Annotated in this window: 16 protein-coding genes; 9 read left to right on the top strand and 7 right to left on the bottom strand. The window is 65.9% G+C overall.

What is annotated here, in order from left to right; all coding sequences use genetic code 11:
- Positions 1-285 precede the first annotated feature (285 nt).
- Both C1Y63_RS11770 and C1Y63_RS11765 read left to right on the top strand, forming a co-directional pair.
- Entirely contained in the window at positions 286-1,662 is a 1,377-nt protein-coding gene (locus tag C1Y63_RS11770; protein WP_233195707.1) for an AAA family ATPase, read from the top strand.
- 3 nt (positions 1,663-1,665) lie between these two features.
- Complete coding sequence (locus C1Y63_RS11765; protein WP_106016645.1) at positions 1,666-2,814, top strand: hypothetical protein; 1,149 nt, start codon at positions 1,666-1,668, stop codon at positions 2,812-2,814.
- A gap of 55 nt (positions 2,815-2,869) precedes the next feature.
- Here the strand turns inward: C1Y63_RS11765 and C1Y63_RS11760 are convergent, their stop codons facing one another.
- From C1Y63_RS11760 to C1Y63_RS11750, 3 genes are all read right to left on the bottom strand, one after another.
- Positions 2,870-3,202 (bottom strand): hypothetical protein, encoded by a 333-nt coding sequence (locus C1Y63_RS11760; protein WP_106016644.1) that lies wholly within the window; start codon positions 3,200-3,202, stop codon positions 2,870-2,872.
- Between the two features lie 26 nt (positions 3,203-3,228).
- Positions 3,229-4,719 (bottom strand): ISL3 family transposase, encoded by a 1,491-nt coding sequence (locus tag C1Y63_RS11755; protein WP_158256167.1) that lies wholly within the window; start codon positions 4,717-4,719, stop codon positions 3,229-3,231.
- 135 nt (positions 4,720-4,854) lie between these two features.
- Complete coding sequence (locus C1Y63_RS11750; protein WP_199189116.1) at positions 4,855-5,280, bottom strand: class I SAM-dependent methyltransferase; 426 nt, start codon at positions 5,278-5,280, stop codon at positions 4,855-4,857.
- Between the two features lie 550 nt (positions 5,281-5,830).
- Here C1Y63_RS11750 and C1Y63_RS11745 point away from each other — a divergent pair.
- From C1Y63_RS11745 to C1Y63_RS11720, 6 genes are all read left to right on the top strand, one after another.
- Complete coding sequence (locus C1Y63_RS11745) at positions 5,831-7,456, top strand: acyl-CoA carboxylase subunit beta (RefSeq protein ID WP_106016642.1); 1,626 nt, start codon at positions 5,831-5,833, stop codon at positions 7,454-7,456.
- 124 nt (positions 7,457-7,580) lie between these two features.
- On the top strand, positions 7,581-7,835 hold the full coding sequence (locus C1Y63_RS11740; RefSeq protein WP_106016641.1) for an acyl-CoA carboxylase subunit epsilon: 255 nt from the start codon (positions 7,581-7,583) through the stop codon (positions 7,833-7,835).
- 168 nt (positions 7,836-8,003) lie between these two features.
- Positions 8,004-9,125, top strand: a complete 1,122-nt coding sequence (locus tag C1Y63_RS11735) for a hypothetical protein (RefSeq protein WP_146128955.1) — start codon at positions 8,004-8,006, stop codon at positions 9,123-9,125.
- A 98-nt stretch (positions 9,126-9,223) separates the two neighbouring features.
- Positions 9,224-9,847, top strand: a complete 624-nt coding sequence (locus C1Y63_RS11730) for a nucleoside triphosphate pyrophosphatase (RefSeq protein WP_106016647.1) — start codon at positions 9,224-9,226, stop codon at positions 9,845-9,847.
- A gap of 175 nt (positions 9,848-10,022) precedes the next feature.
- Entirely contained in the window at positions 10,023-10,760 is a 738-nt protein-coding gene (locus C1Y63_RS11725) for a hypothetical protein (protein WP_106016639.1), read from the top strand.
- A gap of 144 nt (positions 10,761-10,904) precedes the next feature.
- Positions 10,905-11,639, top strand: coding sequence for a peptidylprolyl isomerase (locus C1Y63_RS11720; protein WP_106016638.1), 735 nt, complete (start codon positions 10,905-10,907; stop codon positions 11,637-11,639).
- 122 nt (positions 11,640-11,761) lie between these two features.
- Here C1Y63_RS11720 and C1Y63_RS11715 read toward each other — a convergent pair whose 3' ends face one another.
- Complete coding sequence (locus C1Y63_RS11715) at positions 11,762-13,489, bottom strand: alpha-keto acid decarboxylase family protein (protein ID WP_255414105.1); 1,728 nt, start codon at positions 13,487-13,489, stop codon at positions 11,762-11,764.
- A 235-nt stretch (positions 13,490-13,724) separates the two neighbouring features.
- Here C1Y63_RS11715 and C1Y63_RS11710 point away from each other — a divergent pair, with 235 nt between their 5' ends.
- Positions 13,725-14,147, top strand: a complete 423-nt coding sequence (locus C1Y63_RS11710) for a DUF3151 domain-containing protein (protein WP_106016636.1) — start codon at positions 13,725-13,727, stop codon at positions 14,145-14,147.
- Positions 14,148-14,264: 117 nt separating this feature from the next.
- Here the strand turns inward: C1Y63_RS11710 and C1Y63_RS11705 are convergent, their stop codons facing one another.
- The 3 genes from C1Y63_RS11705 to C1Y63_RS11695 all read right to left on the bottom strand — a co-directional run bounded on the left by C1Y63_RS11705 (position 14,265) and on the right by C1Y63_RS11695 (position 17,840).
- Positions 14,265-15,824 (bottom strand): amidase family protein, encoded by a 1,560-nt coding sequence (locus C1Y63_RS11705; RefSeq protein WP_158256166.1) that lies wholly within the window; start codon positions 15,822-15,824, stop codon positions 14,265-14,267.
- 223 nt (positions 15,825-16,047) lie between these two features.
- A complete protein-coding gene (locus tag C1Y63_RS11700) occupies positions 16,048-16,539 on the bottom strand; it encodes a DUF2505 domain-containing protein (RefSeq protein WP_106016634.1) in 492 nt (163 codons plus the stop codon).
- 233 nt (positions 16,540-16,772) lie between these two features.
- Complete coding sequence (locus tag C1Y63_RS11695) at positions 16,773-17,840, bottom strand: hypothetical protein (RefSeq protein ID WP_158256165.1); 1,068 nt, start codon at positions 17,838-17,840, stop codon at positions 16,773-16,775.
- Between the last annotated feature and the right edge of the window lie 140 nt (positions 17,841-17,980).

Below are 17,980 nucleotides of genomic sequence, written 5' to 3'. Positions count from 1 at the left end.
GTGTTGCCCACCGATCAGGAGCTGCTGGACATGATCGCGAACGAGATCAATATCCGTCCCCGGCGGTGTTTGGATTCATGGTCCCCGGTGGAGGTCTTTAATAAACTACTGTCCGATGAACAACTTGCTTAGGCGACTTGACACTGCCGGCAAGAGAACCAAGAATCAGGAGATGGTGAGAAAATGCGGCGATACTGGCTTTATTCCCCGGGCCAAAACGCTAGCCGGTGGGACGAGTTTTGCAGCGAAGGGACTCTCCCCATCGATTTCGGCGACTTCGGGGACTTGACCACGGCAGCCAGCCCCAAAGGAACTGAATCAAGGAAAGAATACGACAGGCTCCGCGCCAAATTCTACGCCCTCCTCGACCATCCCAGCAGCGATAGTTCCGATCAACCCAGAAGCGACGATTCCCCGGGTCCTCCTGGCAAGCTTGCCCTGTGGCAGTTCCACCACGTCATGAACGTCGGCGACGTGATCTTCGCTAAAAAAGGAACAAAAACCCTGATCGGCTGGGGCGTCGTCACTTCAGATGCCACGTATGACAGCACAGTCGACGACTTTCGTTACCGTCGCACCATAACCTGGCACAGGTTAGATCAAGAACAGACTTCCACCGAGTACCACTTCCCGCAAAAGACACTCACACTCATCTCGGATGATAGTAAGGTTCAGATTTGCAAAGAACTCACCCGCTGCGAATGTGAGCCCACACCGGACAGTAATTTGACAACTGCGGAAGATTCTTCATCTACCAGCTATAACCCCGAAGCCTTCCTCAACGAAGTCTATGTCGATGAGGATTTCTACACTAAGGTAAGCGGCCTGCTTCGTCGCAAGAAAAATATCATTCTCGCGGGCCCGCCCGGCGTGGGAAAGACCTTCACCGCCCGACGCCTGGCCTGGGCCATGATGGAAAGCCAGGACCCGAAACGCATCAAGATGGTGCAGTTCCACCAGAGCTACTCCTACGAAGACTTCGTCATGGGCTATCGCCCGACCCCGGACGGCGGCTTCAGGCTACAGAAAGGACCATTCGTTCACTTCTGCGAAACGGCGCGAAAAGATACCGATCGCGATTTTTTCCTCCTTATCGACGAAATCAATCGCGGCAACATCTCAAAGATCTTCGGCGAGTTATTGCTCCTCATTGAAGCCGACAAGCGCGAAAATACAAAAGTATCGCTGATGTACGGAGACGCAGACGAGAGCTTCAGCGTCCCCAGCAACCTCTACATCATCGGCATGATGAACACCGCCGACCGCAGCCTGGCCTTCATCGACTACGCGCTGCGCAGGAGGTTCGGACACGTCGAGATGGCACCCCGTCTCGATGACCACAAGTTTGGCGAATACATCGAGAGCCAAAATTTCGAGCAGCTCGAGCGCCTTGTCGACGAGGTCAAGAAGTTGAACCAAGAAATCACAGACGATCCGAACCTCGGCAAGGGGTACGCGATCGGCCACAGCTTCTTCTGCCGTTCCGACGCCAGCACGACCGACACAAGCCGCGGCAACAACGAAGATGACGACATCGAGGGATGGATTGTGTCAATCGTCGAAGACGAGCTGGTACCGCTCCTCCACGAGTATTGGTTTGACGATCCCAAGAAGGCCGAAGAAGCGTCGGAGCGCCTGCGCGCGGCAATCAAGGATTCGTAGGCGATGACCGCGGCACAGATTGCGGCTTCCTCGACAGACGACAGCTCCGCGGTGTCGACCATGAACACAAAGAGCGGGCCGATCCGCATCGACAACCTCTGCGTGCTGGTCGCCTACGCGACCGATTCGCCACGGTTCGGGATGCCACAGTTGCTCAGCCGAGAACCATTCACGCACCTCGGAGACATTTTCGCGCAGCTTCTCCTCCACCACACGAGGAAGATGGTGGCGCGAGGACTCAGCCGCGACTACCGCCCCACCTCGGAGGAAATTCCAGGCGCGCGTGGCCGCATCGACCTTGCGGGAAGTATTCGTGCCCGATCCATGCTGCGCGGGCGTTTGGTCTGCGAGTTCGACGAGTACACCGTCGACATCGAGCGTCACCGGATCATCGTGCTGGCGCTGAATCTGTTGCTTCGGCGCGGTCGGGTGAAGGACACGTACCGTAAGCAGATCCGGCGCATCCTGGAGTATTTCGCGCACGTGTCCTGCCCCAGCGTGCGGGAGGCCCGCCAATACACCTTTGCCTCCTGCAGGCTCGCCCCGGCAGAAGCGAGCGCCATCGCGATCAGCCAGTTGATTATCGATGAGTTCCTGCCGCGCGACGAGGACGGGACGCATCCTCTCGATTGGGACCTCACCGAGGAACGACTGAACGTTATTTTCGAGAAATTCGTGCTGAAGTATTTCAGGATCCACCACGAAACCCTGGAGGTGAATGCACCTCACGTCGACTGGCACTCCAAGGATGGCCAGAAGATTTCCACGGTTAACACGATGTTGCCTCGGATGAAAACGGACGCCGTGCTGCGCTCCAATGAATCTCACCGAACTCTGATCATCGACACGAAGTTCTACAAGAGGTCCACACAGTCGCACCAGGGCGGAAACTCCAAGGTGATTTCAGGCCACCTCTATCAAATCCAGTCCTACGTTCAGCATCACGCGGCCAGTACGGAACGCCCCAGCGGACATGAGGTCATGGGCATGCTGCTCTACGCGCAGACAGAGAGCGAGCAGCAACCCGTCCTTGACGTCGAGATTCTTGGGCACCGCATTATGGCGCGGGCGGTGGACCTCAATCAGCACTACACAAAGATCTTCCAGCAGCTGGATGAGATCGCTGCGTTGCTGGATGGACCTACCCCCTGAGGCCCGGCCGACCCCAGAGCTGGAGGCGGCCAACGCCACCGGCACACTTGGCTAGCTAGGCGGGTTTCACGCCGCGCGCGAGAAACAGCGTGTACTCCTGCGGTTCGGCAGGCTGCTCCCCGTGGGCGGCCTCCCCTTCGCCGTCTTTCACACCGGTGTAGGCGTCAGAGACTGCAACATCATCGAGGCTGGCCGCGCGGAGCAGGTCGGCGATGTGCTCCCGGCGGAAGCCGTGGTGGTGCACTCCATCGTGATCGTCGGCGTGGGTGGCGTCGTGGGCGTGGCGGTGGAAGAACTCTTGGCCGTGGTCGAGGTCGATGATGAACAGCTGCCCACCGGGGCGCAGTGTGGCGACACAGTCGGCGAGAGCGCCCGGAACGTCACTCATGTGGCTCCTCCTGATTTTTTGGAGTTCTACGCCGGGCAGGGAACGTAATTTCGATGCTTCGTCACACGGACCCGCCCCCTCAACCCACCGAACAACACCAACGCTCGCCGCGTGTAGTTGTCGAAGTTCACGATCCCCTGAGCAACCCTGCGCATCGTCTCCATCCGACCGTTAAACGCCTCAGTCACCCCGTTGGACTTACCGCCGACATCGAAGTACCGCAGGATCTCCTCCGTGCGTTTGACCAGCTTGCCCTGCAGATACTCCAGCCCCACACTGCCCGCAGGAACACCACCGGCCAGCACGTCTAACACCTGTTGCATCTGCTGCTTGCCAACCTGGGGATCCTCGGCACTGTAGGCGCCCATCACGCGTTGATTAAGCCCCCAGACGACTTCGAGTTCTACCCGGCCTTTGACCTGGAAAATCGCTGCGAGTCTGGCCGCCTGCGCATCGGTGAGCAGCCCGGCCTGGGTAAACAGCAGCCTGCGAGAATTGCAGGTGTCATCACCTTTGCGGGCCCGCCCACCGAACTTCTTGCGGTCACATTCCCGGCGTTGCTCATCGACGGCGTCTTGGCAGTACCGGACCACATGGAACGGGTCGAGTACGACTTCTGCGCGTTCAAGCCAGTCACCGACTGCCTTGCGGTACGGGGCGGAGCCGTCCATGGCGACAATGCGGATCTGGTCGCTAAAGCCTGGGTGTTGGGCGTTGATCCAGGCGGCCACGCAGTCAGAGGTGCGCCCATGAAGGACAGCTAACAGCCGGTGCGGCCTGGGAGTGTCATCGTCACGGCCGGTCAGATCGGTGATCACTGTGGCGTAGCGTTCAAACCCACCACTGTTGGCGGTGTTGGTGTCGTTGCCGGCGGGGTGGAAGTGGCGGCAGACGTGCTCGTCGATGCCGATGGCGGTGACCTTGGATAAGTCCCAGTCGATGTGGGATAGCTGGTTCATTCCTAACCCGAGGACGATCATGTTCACCGCGTTCCAGCCAACACCGGTGTGCCGGGCGATGGCTTGGAAACTTAACAGTTCCTCGACTGCCAGGTGCAGCATATACAGCGCTGCGGTGAACGTGACCTGGGTGTGTGGGAACCGGGCGTAGGTGATGTCTTCGGTGTACTTGATTGCACAGTTTGTGCACTTCAGGCGTTGTTTCGCCACCCGGAGGCGGACGTGGTGGGTGCCTGCAGGCATGTGGGTCAAGGTGGTGTAGGTCCACCCCTGTTTGATGGCGTGTGTGCCTTTACAGGCCGGGCAGCATACTGTGGGGCAGATTGTGCGGCAGTCGATCAGGGCTACCCCGTCGGTGACTGTGAGTGCGCCGGGGGCGGTGGTGGCGGTCAGGCCGATATCTGGCAGTGCGAACAGTGCGTCAAGGTCGTTTGCTGGTGGGATGTCGGGGAGCGCGAGGTATGCGGCGTAGGTAGCTTCGATGAGGTTGGCCAGGCAGTCGGGGGTGCCTGTTGCCTCAGGTTTAGGGGTGCTGGGGTGTTGGAGGCTAGGATGCATGCTTGAAGACCTCGTTATAGCCGCGTAGTTGTTTTGCTTTCTATCTATTGTGTGCTGTGCGGGGTCTTCGTGCATGCGTGGACGCGCCCGGGGGTGGGCGGCCCGATGGGGTAGGGAACCGTTGTTCGAGGAGGGCTAGGCAACTCCAAAAATTACGGAAGAGCCACTCATGTGGTGCAACGCCAGGGAGCTGACGACCACGTCCATCGCTGCGGACCACTGGCCTGCGGCAGTCGGCAGGCTGTCGACTGTAGTGAGCCCGCGCCGTTCGGCCTGGGCCCGCATCTGCGGGGAAGGATCGACCCCGTAGAGCGCGACCGACGCCTTGTCGCCGAGTGCAGTGCGCAGCGCGTCGGCCACCAGCCCTGTGCCGCAGCCGACGTCGAGGATCGCCAGCGCACTGTTGCCGTCTCGCCGGCCACGGAGATGTTCCGCCATCTGATCAGCAAGTACCTGCGCGCGTTCCACGCGGGCAGGGCTATCCCACTCGGCGGCCTGCGCATCGAAGGAGTGGCCCTCGTGGGAGTGCCCGCCGTGGGAGTGGTCGCTGTGGTCATGCATGGTGGTCAGCTTCTTCTTTCATGGTCGTGGGGTGGCGTATCACGTGATGGTGCACCAGGTGAACGGGTGGCGCATCCCCTGGCGGCATCGTCACCCCGCCGTGCCGGCATTGGTGCCCGCGAGCATAGCCCGTGGCTTGGCCACGGGTCGGCCAGGGTGCCGCGTCGATGCGGGCATCGCTGTGGTGGGGAATCTGTGCTCCTCGCCTCCGCGGTGGTGCAGGTCGCGGGATGGGTGACACTTCGTGCGCGAAAATGTGAGAAACATCGCACCGCGGAGGCGGCTGTGGCCGGGGCGCGCAGCACCGGAGCGAGGCGCTGGGCACGGGTGGCTGCATGCGCTGTTCGGGCGTGCGGGGCGCGGCTGTCCACGACTGTCCGGGGGCATGGCCGGGGCGGGGGTGCCCACTGCCCGCCACCGCCGAACGTGTGGCGTACGGGCGGCAAAATTCGTCTTTTTACCCCCATATGGGGTGGATTTGGGGTGTCTGGCAAAAACTTTTCCGGCGGAGGGACTGCGAAAAACGCCCCTGCCGCTTAAACTCATCCACATGACTGCTGCACAGAACACTGGCGCCGCTGCGCCCGACTTGACCACGACCGCCGGCAAGCTCGCCGATCTTCGCGCCCGCATCGCGGAGACCCAAGCCCCGATGGGCGAGGCTTCCATCGCGAAGGTGCACGACGCCGGGAAGAAGACCGCCCGTGAGCGCATCGAGTACCTCCTCGACGAGGGTTCCTTCGTGGAGGTTGATGCTCTGGCACGTCACCGCTCCAAGAACTTCGGCCTGGACGCGAAGCGCCCCGTCACCGATGGTGTGGTGACCGGCTACGGCACCATCGACGGCCGCAAGGTCTGTGTGTTCTCCCAGGACGGCGCCATCTTCGGTGGTGCTCTTGGTGAGGTCTACGGCGAGAAGATCGTCAAGATCATGGACCTGGCCATCAAGACTGGTGTTCCGCTGATCGGCATCAACGAGGGTGCGGGTGCCCGTATCCAGGAGGGCGTGGTCTCCCTGGGCCTGTACTCCAAGATCTTCTACCGCAACACCCAGGCCTCCGGCGTCATCCCGCAGATCTCGCTCATCATGGGCGCGTGTGCGGGTGGCCACGTGTACTCCCCGGCACTGACCGACTTCATCATCATGGTCGACAAGACCTCGAAGATGTTCATCACCGGCCCCGACGTCATCAAGACCGTCACCGGCGAGGAGGTCACCCAGGAGGAGCTGGGTGGCGCGAGCACCCACATGTCCATGTCGGGTACCTCCCACTACACCGGCGCCGATGACGCCGATGCCCTGGACTGGGTGCGCGACCTGGTGTCCTACCTGCCGAGCAACAACCGTGCAGAGGCTCCGCGCGCGGAGGCCGACATCATGGTGGGCTCCATCCAGGAGAACATCACCGAGTCCGACCTGGAGCTCGACACCCTCATCCCGGATTCCCCGAACCAGCCCTACGACATGAAGGATGTCATCACCCGCGTCGTCGACGATGGCGAGTTCCTGGAGATCCAGGAGGGCTACGCGGAGAACATCATCTGTGGCTTCGGCCGCGTCGAAGGCCGCTCCGTCGGTGTGGTCGCGAACCAGCCGATGCAGTTCGCTGGCTGCCTCGACATCAAGGCCTCGGAGAAGGCCGCCCGCTTCGTCCGTACCTGTGACGCCTTCAACATCCCGATCATCGAGTTCGTGGACGTTCCGGGCTTCCTGCCGGGCACCAGCCAGGAGTACGACGGCATCATCCGCCGCGGCGCGAAGCTGCTCTTCGCCTACGCAGAAGCTACCGTCGGCAAGATCACCGTCATCACCCGCAAGTCCTACGGTGGCGCGTACTGCGTCATGGGCTCCAAGGACATGGGCGCCGACATCTGCCTGGCGTGGCCGACCGCCCAGATCGCCGTCATGGGTGCCGCAGGCGCCGTGGGCTTCATCTACCGCAAGGAGCTCAAGGCCGCCGCCGCGGAGGGCAAGGACGTTGCCGCCGTGATGAAGGAATACGAGAAGGAGTACGAGGAGACCCTCGTTAACCCCTACATGGCCGCCGAGCGTGGCTTCGTCGACGCCGTCATCCCCCCGAGCGAGACCCGCGGCCAGATCATCGAAGGCCTCCGCCTCCTCGACCGCAAGGTCGTCAACGTTCCCGCGAAGAAGCACGGCAACATCCCGCTGTAAGCCACCTCGCCCGCGCGGGGTACAGTGTGCACGCAGATGCGACACGCACACTCCCCGCCGCGGGGTCGTGTGACCGAAGAAGTTCGCCGCCGAACCTGTTTGAAGTCTTCGAAGGGAGACGACGATGACCGACACCCCCACCCCGGCTGACGCCACCGAGGCAGACAAGCCCAAGGCACCGTTCCTCACGGTCCTCAAGGGCAACCCGGACGACGTGCAGGTCGCTACCCTGACCGCCGTGTTCGCCCAGTTGGCTAACAATGCCGCGGGCGCTGCCGCCCCGGAGCGCGACCGCAACATGTGGGGCAACCTGGAGGAGCGCCTGCGCCGCCCGGTGACCTACAACCCGACGTCGTTCCGCAACGTCAGCTTCTACTAAACGCCGACCGCGGCGGGGACACCTACGCCCCCGCCGCGCCGACGTCACCGCCCTTCCCACCTCGCCCGATAGGGTCCTCCCCGCAGCAGTGCGGCTCACCCGCACGAGGACCCGCCTGCGGCACTCTGGGAAGGGCTTTCGCATGCCCACCCCGTTGTGAAGGCCCCCATGCACCAGCCCCGCCCGCCCGCGGCAACCACAGCCCGCACCACCCAACACGATGTCCGCCGCGCCACCCGGCGCGCACGAACATTGAGCCTGTGTGCCATGGTGCTGCTCGCCGGCTGCGCGCCGGCGCACCAGGACTCCCCCACATCCGGCCCGGTCACAGACACACGAGGGGCGGCGACGCCGCGCACCCCCGGCCAGAATCCGCACCAGGATCGGCTGGGGGCGGTGAGCGCTGCAGCCTTGCGCGCCGCCCGGGAGAGTGCTGTCGACCTGGAGGCCACCTCCAGCTACACAGTGCCGGCACCGGAAGCCTCACCGGCTGCGGGCTACGCCCCATCTCGAGTGCAGCGTGACACTGCCCGCGTCTTCGCCGCCGGGCAGGATGCCGGGGTGCCCCAGGGGCCGGGCGCGGCGACGCAGCCTCCCACCCGACAGCTGCTGCTGCGGCCTGTGGCACGCGATGGGCGGGTGTCTGCGGGCTGGGTGATCCAGCCCGCGGAGGCGGGCGTCAGCGCCCGTTGTGGGCTGCCGGATCCGGCGGTGGCACCGGCCCTCCCTGGTGAAGGCTGGCTCGTCTGTGCCAGCGGAGAAACCACCGACGAGTCGGCAACCCCAGCGGCCGAGGCCTATGCCTGCCTGCCGGACGCCCACGCCGAGAGCCAGACCATGCTGTGCATGACGGATCCGTTGCGTGGCATTCTCACTCGCCTGCCGACACGCGCTCTTCCGGCCGCGCAGCCCGTGCCGACGGTTACTGCGGCAGCACCGGGAGGTACCCCGCACGGGGCGGGAGACTCCGCTGCCGCGCCCCTGCCCTATCTCGTGGCCACGGGCTCCCAGGAGGTGTTCGCCACCGGTGCCCAACGCACCCAGGTAGCTCTGGGGGCGCCGGGGGCCGCGCATGCGGGTGGGCGTGCTGATGTGGAGAGAGTCGGTGGGTTCCTCAGCACTGCGGGCACGCCCCGGCTGCTCAGCGCCGCGGCATCACCGTCCGCCGCCGGCGGGGAGACGACCGCGCGCTGGTTTTTGGGGCCGGCCACGGCGAACGCACCGGGTGCGGCGGAGCCGGTGTTAGCGGTGGTGTGGCTCGGGTGGGGTGCGGACGCACCCGCCCCGTAACCGCGTTTGAGACAATAACCGGCATGAACTCCTCCCCCACGCCCGCAGGTACCTCGTCGTCTGCCACCTCGCCCGCCACGCCGGCCGCCACCGCGCCGGTGCAGATTGTGCTCGCATCCTCCTCGCCCTCCCGGGTGAGTGTGCTCCGCAGCGCTGGTGTCGAGCCGCTGATCTGCCCGCCGGAGGGCGTCGACGAGGACGCCCTCTTGGAGCAGCTTGCCCAGCGCTCCCCGGAGGAGCGGGTGTGCGCACTCGCGCGGGCGAAGGCCCAGTCGGTGGCGCACCGCCACCCCGGGGCAGTGGTCATCGGTGGGGATTCCATGCTGCTCATCGATGGTGAGCTGCAGGGCAAGCCCCACACCGTCGAGGTGGCGGTGGCCCGCTGGTTGGCGCAGCGGGGCCGCACCGCGCAGCTCGTCAGCGGGCACTGCGTCCTCGGCCCTGAGGGCCAGGAGTACGTGGAGGCCTCCACCACAACACTGTCTTTTGCCGACGTGCCGGAAAAGGACATTGTGGCCTACGCCCGCACCGGGGAGCCCTTGGGCTGTGCGGGGGCCTTCACCCTGGAGGCCATGGGCGGCTGGTTCATCGACCGCATTGAGGGCGACCCCTCCGGGGTGATTGGTCTGTCGCTGCCGGTGGTGCGCCGGGCCCTGTACTCCTTCGACATCCCCGTGGCGGCGGTCATGCGCCCGGAGCTGCTCGTGCACCCGGCACCCTAAGCGCGCGCGTTCAATCCCCCATCCCTCGTGCCGTCGGTGCACCCCCGGGGCCTGCCCCGGGAGTATCCTCCCCCGCCGGTTGCCTGCCCGCGGGCGGCGCGGCGGGGGTGGTGTGTGCCGCATCCTGCGGACAACAGCCCTCCCGGGGTGGGGGTAGTTGGTAGAATCGGCCGTCATGGAACAGCAATTCGTGCAGGCACTCGCCGTCGTGCTCGTGATTGTTGCCCTGCTTTTTGGTGTGGGCAGCAGCGACGGCAGCTATGGTGCCGCCGACGACGTGGCCGTCGCCCCCGGGGTGGGGGAGCCGCACTGGAACCCCGTGGTGGCGCGCTCCAGCATGCTGCGGGACACCACCGGCACGGTCATCGTCGACGGGGTGCACATCGGGGAACACCTCGAGGACATCCGCCTGCGGATCAGCGACTGGCCCACCGCCTCCCGGCTGGTGCACGTGGAAAACGGCCAGGTGCGCCGCGAGTTTTCTTACGGCGGGTCCCGCTACTTCTTCACCACCGACAAGGAGAACAGCACCGCCACGGACACGCTGGTGGAAATCCGGGTGGAGAAAACCCCCGAGGACGTCCAGCCCGGGCAGACGCTGCGCTACGCGCGCGACGCCTACGGTTCCGCCCACGCCGCCTTCGTCAACCAGACCACCAACCGGCACTATGTGGTGTTCCACGACAACGTCTCCCTGCAGACGACGTGGGTGATCGGCTACAACACCGACACCCTGGTCATCCAGTCGATCAGCCTGGTGCGGGACACCGCCGCCCCGAAAGCCCGGGGCAAGCGCGCAGTGAGCGCCGAGTCCTCGCTGTTCAGCCAGCTTGATCGCCTCACCCACCCCCGGGTGGCGGAGTACGAGGTGCAAAACCGCAGCGGCGCGGACGACAACATCGACCCCTCCTAATGCGACCGGCTCCACGCCCGCCCCGCGGGTAGGTGCGGCCGCCTGTGCGCGGGCTGCCACGGCCGCCGCTTCTCACCCGCTGGTGCGCGTGTCCGCAGGCTGCGGGGGTTACACACGGCGGCGCTGCCGCTACACTAGTGGACTATGTTCCTAAAGATTCCCCGGCACCCCCGCCCCGGTTCTTCCCGCACGCCCCGCCGTCACGCACGGTGGGCAACAGTGGGTGCCGCCGGAATCGCCCTGCTCAGCCTCAGTGGCTGCTCCTTCGTCGCCGACAAGATCTCGGCGCACAATTCCCCCAGCAGCGCGGACACGAACTGTGAATACGTGCCCACCTCCCGTGCGGCCCGGGAGGTCTCCTTGCCGTCGGCGACGGCGCCGACGAGCCAGGTCGATGTCACCCTGCACACCAACCAGGGTGACATTGCGATGACCCTCGACCCGAAGAAAGCGCCCTGCGCCGTCAACGCGATCACCCACCTCGCCGAGGAGCACTACTACGACGACACGGTGTGCCACCGGCTCACCCAGCAGGGCCTGTTCGTGTTGCAGTGCGGCGACCCCAGCGGTTCCGGGGCGGGCGGCCCGGGTTTCAGCTTCCACGACGAGTACCCGGTGAACCAGTCGAACTCGACTGGCCTGTACACCGCCGGCACGGTGGCGATGGCGAACTCCGGCCGCAATACCAACGGCTCCCAGTTCTTCATCGTCTACAAGGATTCCAAGTTGGCGCCGAATTACACGGTGCTGGGCAGCCTCAGCAACGAGGGCCTGGCGACCGTGGAGAAGATCGCCGCCCAGGGCACTGTCGGCAACGCCAGCGATGGTGCGCCCGCCCAGCAGGTACTCATCACGAGCGTGGACACGGCCGCGCACTAGCAGGCCGCTCTTGAGACGCATGACCCGCAGCTCCCCTGTGTGGGGGCTGCGGGTCATCGGCATCGTGGGGGTTCTCCGCGGCGGGATTCTCCGCGGTGGAACCCGGGCGCGGGCTGCGCCGGCTAGCGGCGGGAGGACTCGGCCAGCGCCTGCGTGATGGTGGTGAGCAGGCGGGGCATGTCGTCGCGCTCCATCATCACTTCGAGCAGCACCAGTTTGTCGCGGTTCTCGCGCGCCTGCGCGAGTGCCTGGCGCAGCTCCCGCGGGGTGTGCGCCCGGGTGACGAGGCAGTTGTCGTCGGTGCCGCCGAAGGCGGCGGGGATGTCCTGCCAGGAGTAGGTGGCGATGTCGTTGTAGTCCTGGTTGGGGCCGTGGATGGCGCGCTCCACGGTGTAGCCGCTGTTGTTGATGACGACCAGCAGCGGGTTGATGCCTTCGCGGAGCATGGTGGAGATTTCCTGCACCGTCAGCTGGGCGGAGCCGTCGCCGATCAGCAGGATGCTGCGGCGGCTGCGGTCGGCGATGCCGGCGCCGAGGGCGGCGGGCAGGGTGTAGCCGATGGAGCCCCACAGCGGCTGGCCGATGAACATGGAGCCTGCGGGCATGGTGCGGTCCGCCATGCCGAAGAAGCTGGTGCCCTGGTCGGCGACGACGATGGAGTCGCTCGGCAGCCAGCCGGCGAGGATTTCCCACAGGTCGTCCTGGGTGAGCTGCGCATCCTCATCGATGATGTGGTTGCTGAGCTGCGTCGGCGCCGCCAACGGGTGGGGGCGCAGGGATGCCACCTGGGCGACGCGCTGCAAGGCCCCGATGGCGTCGCGCAGATCGATCGGGGCGAAGGGGCGCCCGCCGACGGTCGCCTGGTGGGCGTCGACGGCGAGGATGCGGTCCTCGTCGAGCTGCATGCTGAACCCGGCGGTGGTGTTGTCGGTGAACTCCACCCCGAGGGTGATAAGACGCTCGCAGTCCTCCACCGCCGCCCGGGCGCGTTCCTCGGAGGCGGCGCCGGCGTACACGCCGGCGAAGCGCGCCGTCGACTCGTCCACCAGGGTCTTGCCCCATGCGAGGGTGGCGTAGGGCAGATCCGTGGCATCCAGCAGCTCCTGCAGGCCCGCCTGCGCACCCAGGCGATGCACGAGCAGATCCGCCAGGATGGTGATCTCCTGGCCGTCGAGGAACTCCCGGGCGGCCTGTTCAAAGGCTGCGAGCGCGGCCGAGGAGGTTCCCGAACGCACCTCCTCCCGCAGCGGCGCGTCCGGCCGATACATCGGTGCCCGCGCCACATCGGGGCTGAGCAACAGATAGCCGGGGCGGCGCTGCTCCAGGATGGTGGTGATGACCCGGTCGATTTCCTGGGCGGCATTCGCCGGCGTCAGCCACGCCTGCGCGCAGGTGACCGGGCGCGCCATGTCGTAGAAGTGGGTGAACTTCCCATCGCCCAAGGTGTGGTGCACCTTCAGGCCCGAGGCCTGCGTCGCCCGCGCCGGGGCGCCCACAATGTGCAGCACCGGCACGTACTCCGCGAAGGAGCCGGCGGTGGCGTTAATGGCGGACAACTCCCCCACCCCGAAGGTCGTGATCATCGCCGCAAAGCCCTTAAGCCGGGCATAGCCGTCGGCGCAGTAGCCGGCGTTGAGCTCATTGTTGTTGCCCACCCACGTCAGACGCGGGTGCGCGAGCACATTGTCGAGGAAGGGCAGGTTGAAATCGCCGGGCACGCCGAAGATCTCGGTAATACCGGTCTCCGCGATGCGGTCGAAGAGGTAGTCGGCGACCGTGTAGGTGGACTGGTCGTCGTGGGCGTGGGCCGCAGGGGTGGCTGCGAGCTCAGCGGTGGGGTCTTGGGTCACGGGGTTCTCCTGTGGGTGGGGAAAAACAACAATTCCCGCGCGCGGGATGTGCGCACAGCACCCATGGGTGAGGTGTCGGCTAGCGCCCGCGCGTGTGCGGTAGGGCCATGCTACAGCCAACTGACCTGTTCGGGTGTGACTTCGACGGCGCCGCGGGGGTACCCCGTGCAAGTAGCCACCCGTGGCCACCAGCGCGGCCCGCCCGCGGGCGACAATCGGCGTTATGGTGGTGCGCATGAAGATCAACGACATGCTGGCCCCGCCCCCAGTCCACCTGCCCGAGGACCCCGCCGCAGCCCTGTTGGCCGGCCTCCCCGCCGACGACGTCGAGGCCATCGCCGCGATTGTCGCCCAGCACCCCACCAGTTCCCTGGGGTGGGCACTGCTGGCCGCGCAGGCCCGCGCCCAGCGCCCCGTGGAGGCCTACGCCTATGCCCGCACCGGCTACCACCGGGGCCTGGATGCCCTGCGCGGCAACGGGTGGAAGGGCTTCGGCCCGGTGCCGGCCAGCCACGCCCCCAACCGGGGTGTGCTGCAGGCGATTGCGCAGCTCGCACTCGCCGCCCAGGCCATTGGGGAGTCATCCGAGTATGACCGCTGCCGCGCGCTGCTCAGCGACTGCGACCCGGACTGTGTCGCCGAACTGCTCGACTCCTAACGAAGAACCCAGCCACAGCCCGGCACCGCACCCACCCCAGCCACGCACCCCCACGCAGAGCACCCACCCTGCCGGGGACCTCGGCGGGGTGGGTGCTTAGCGTGCATGAGTTGTGCGTCAGAGTTCCGGTACGACGCGGCCGTGGGTGTGCTGCTCGAAGGAGTAGGCCAACTCCAGGGCGCGGGCATCCGCACCCCGGGCGGTCGCGAAAGTGACGCCCCGCGGGGTGCCGTCACTGCCACGCAGAAACGGCACAGTGATTTCGGGGGCGCCGGCCATGCACACGATGAGCGCTTCCTCGTTGTCGAGGAACACGATGGCGTCCAGCCCATCATCGGCAAGGATGCCCGCGTAGCGGGTGTCCGCCTCTGCGAGCATGTCGGCGACAGTCTCCGGGGTGGCGGCACGGCTGCCCTCCTGGGAGGCGGTCTCCAGGAAGTTCATCCCGTAGCGCGCATAGCGCTGGGGGTCGGTGCGGTTGAAGTCCACGACCTCAGCCAGGGTGGCAAAGGGGGCGTGGGTGGTCGCTGCGAAGCTGGCGTAGTTGGGCGCGAACTCGGCGTTCATGACGGCCAGGTTGTTCAAGCCCGTGTGGTCGATCGTCAGCGGGACGAGCGTCGCACCGGCGGCCTCCAGCGCTGCGCGCACCTGCGCGTCCACGGCGTCGTCGCCGCTGGCAACCACGCCCAGGCGACTGCCTGCCAGCGCCGCAGCGTCGAAGTGCGGGGTGGGGGCAGCGCCGTCCGGAACAACGGCGTGCAGGAGTGCCGCGGCATCGGCCACGCTGCGCCCCATGGAGCCCACGGTGTCGAGCGACAGCGCCAACGGCACCACACCCCGGCCATCGACGAGCTCGTGGGAGGGCTTGAACCCCACCACCGAGTTCACCGCCGCCGGCGAGACGAGACTGCCGGTGGTTTCCGTGCCTAACGCCACCGGAGCCAGGTTCGCCGTGACCGCGACCGCGCTGCCCGAGGAGGACCCGGAGGGAGAGATCACCCCCGGGCCGAAGGGGTTGAACGTTTGCCCCGAATAGCTGGAGTAGCCGCTGGGCATGCGGGAGGACATGTAGTTCGCCCACTCGCTCATATTCGCCTTACCCAACACGATGGCCCCGCGGGCCCGCAGCTGTGCGACAAGCGGCGCATCCGTCGGGGTGAACTCCGCCAACGCCATCGTGCCGGCCGTCGTCGGCAGGCCGGTGGTGCTGATGTTGTCTTTGACCGCCACACCCAGGCCGAACAGCGGGGAGTCCCCGGCCTGGCCGGCGGCGCGCGCCGCATCCGCGGCCCGGGCTTCGGCGAGCGCCTCCGGGTTGAGGGTGGAGAAAGAATTCAACCCACCCTCTGTCTGGTCGATGCGCGCAATGCGATCGAGGTAGAAGCCCATGATCTGCTCGTAGGTGAGCTCCCCGCGGGCGACGGAGTCTTGAAGTTCGCTCAGGGACTTCTCCAGGATGGCGGGCTCTAAGGACCGCAGCACCTGACGGTCCACACCCGCCAGCTGGGCCTGCAGCATCCGGGTGTTGTCTTCCAAGCGGTAGTTGATCTGCTCCTCGGCGGCCGGTGTCATGTGGCGGATCACGACGTAGCCCGTCACCCCGATCGAGAGCAGCAGCACGCCCAGCACCCCGCCGAGCGCCTTCCATGGTGTGCGCCCCCGTCGTGTTCTTGTCATCGCAGCCTCCGCCACCTTCCCATGCCCGGCAGCAGCCATCGAAGTCGATGGGCGCTGCATGTGTCTTGACCGCCACCCTACTCCGCGCACCCGACATACCCCTCCCCGCGGGCGCCTGCGGACACCCCACAGACGCACAGCACCCCAGAAGGCGCCGGGGGTTCACGCGCAGCGGATGCCGCGCGTGTCAGCGTGCTTCTGGGGTGGGGGTGAGCAGGGAGGACTACTTGTGGTTCTCCAGGTAGGTCAGTGCTGCGCGGGACTCGTAGACACCACAGCGATTGAGCTGCGGGCTGAGCTTGCTCTCAATCGCGCGGCCCACGAGGGGAACGTTGATGCCGAAGGAGCCAGCCACGGTGGCGGTGGTGGAGTTACCGTGGCCTTCCAGGTTGATGGTGACGTCGGCGCTCACCGGCACGCCCTTGGCGGTCACGCTCATGACAACCCGGCCGGCATTGTCGCCGACGGCAGCGACCCGCTCCGTGACGAAGACGCGGGCGCCCTTGGCGACGATCTTGCGGGCGAATTCAGGCACGGCCGACTCGGCGGGAGTCATCTCGGAGATGACGACGGTGTCCTCCCCTTCCATGTGGGAGGTCAACGCGCCGAATTCCACGTGGTTGCCCATGCGGATGCGGCGGTACTCCTTGTCAGCGAGCATGGCGAGCACGCGCTGGATGTCGGCGGGGTAGGTGTAGGTGATGTCGAAATGCACGGTCGTGCCTGTCCTTCGCGGAGAGAAAAACGAGAGTTGAGAGAAGTGTCGAGAAAAGTGCCGTCGGGCAGGGCTGTGGTCACACGCGGGGCCCTGTATGGTTATCTGCTCATTCTACGGGTGAGCACGAGCGCTACCCCCACGCATACCCCCTTGACGGCGGGCCCGCTGTACGGCCCGTTCCTGTGTGCTTAAGGGTGCCCGCCTGCCGCCCACGGCCGCAGGCAGCACGGCTACTTCAGGCAGGGGTCACTGAAGTCCGAGTTGTGGTTGAGCACGCGGCCGTTGCCGCCGAGGCGGGCTTTCGCCGCGCACAGGGCTTCGGTGTTGTAGCCGAAGTTGTAGTAGATGGGGTAGATCGGCCGGTCGTCGACGGCTTTGCGCAGCGAGGAGCAGGACCCCGGGTAGGCGTATTCGGCCCCGGGGTGCCGGTCGAGGGCTTCCGCGACGGCGACCTGGGGGTCGCTGCCGTTCATGACGACGGATTCGACGATGAGGATTTCCTGGTTGGTGCACAGCGGGTGTTTCATGCTGACGTATCCGCGGTGCTGGGTCCACACGGCACCCGGGATGCCGGAGGAACCGACATATCCCCAGGGCTGGCCGTTCGTGCCCAGTTTCACCTCATCGGGCTCGTAGTCGTCCTCCGGGTGCCGGCGGGGCGTGCGTGAGCCGCAGTCGGTGAACATGCCGGTGGCGTACTCCTCGGGTACACCATCGATGATCGCTTCCTGCAGGCACATGTGCGCCGGGAAGTGTGAGTAGACGTTCCACCGCCCAGCGGACCACCGGAACAGAGTCGTGGAGTCGGGGTTCGGGATCGTCGGGTGCTTATAAGCCGCGAACGCCCACTGACCGTTACAGCGCTCATCCATGAGGTTGTAGGTGATGCCGACGTCCCGCGTGATGGCGTCGGCTGAGCACGGCCCCAGGGTGGGGTCGTCCACCAGGCCCGCCCGTACCGCGCCCGGCGGTGCACCGGCGATGGGCGTCGCCCGGGACGCTGCCGCGGTGTTCTCAGGCTGTGTGGCGGCTGCCGCCGCGTCGTGCGCGGTGGTCGGCGCCGCCGCTGTCGCGGTCGCGGTGTTGTCTGCTGCCGCAGCCGCAGCCGAGGTGGTGGTCGACGCGGCCCCCGATGTCGGGCTGCTGGCACTGCTGGCGCTGGTGGCGGCCGCCTGGTCGGCGGCATCCTCGCAGGCAGACAGGGCTAGCCCGCAGGCGGCCAGCAGGGCGAGGGTCGTCGTGCGAAAGGCGGCACGAGAGGTGGTCGCGGTGGTGTGTTCGGTGGCGTGGTGATGCATGCGATTCAACCTAGGCCGTGTTAGGAAAGTCCCCCGGCGTGTCCTAAGACACAAAAAGCAGGTTTCTGTTTACAAGTAGAGGTGTGAAACAAAACCAGAAACAAAAACCTGCAGCAACCACCCTACCGGCATACCGCCGA

It is taken from the genome of Corynebacterium sp. 13CS0277, assembly GCF_002994655.1.
Lineage (GTDB): Bacteria > Actinomycetota > Actinomycetes > Mycobacteriales > Mycobacteriaceae > Corynebacterium.
This window is presented reverse-complemented; position numbering and strand designations above follow the sequence as displayed.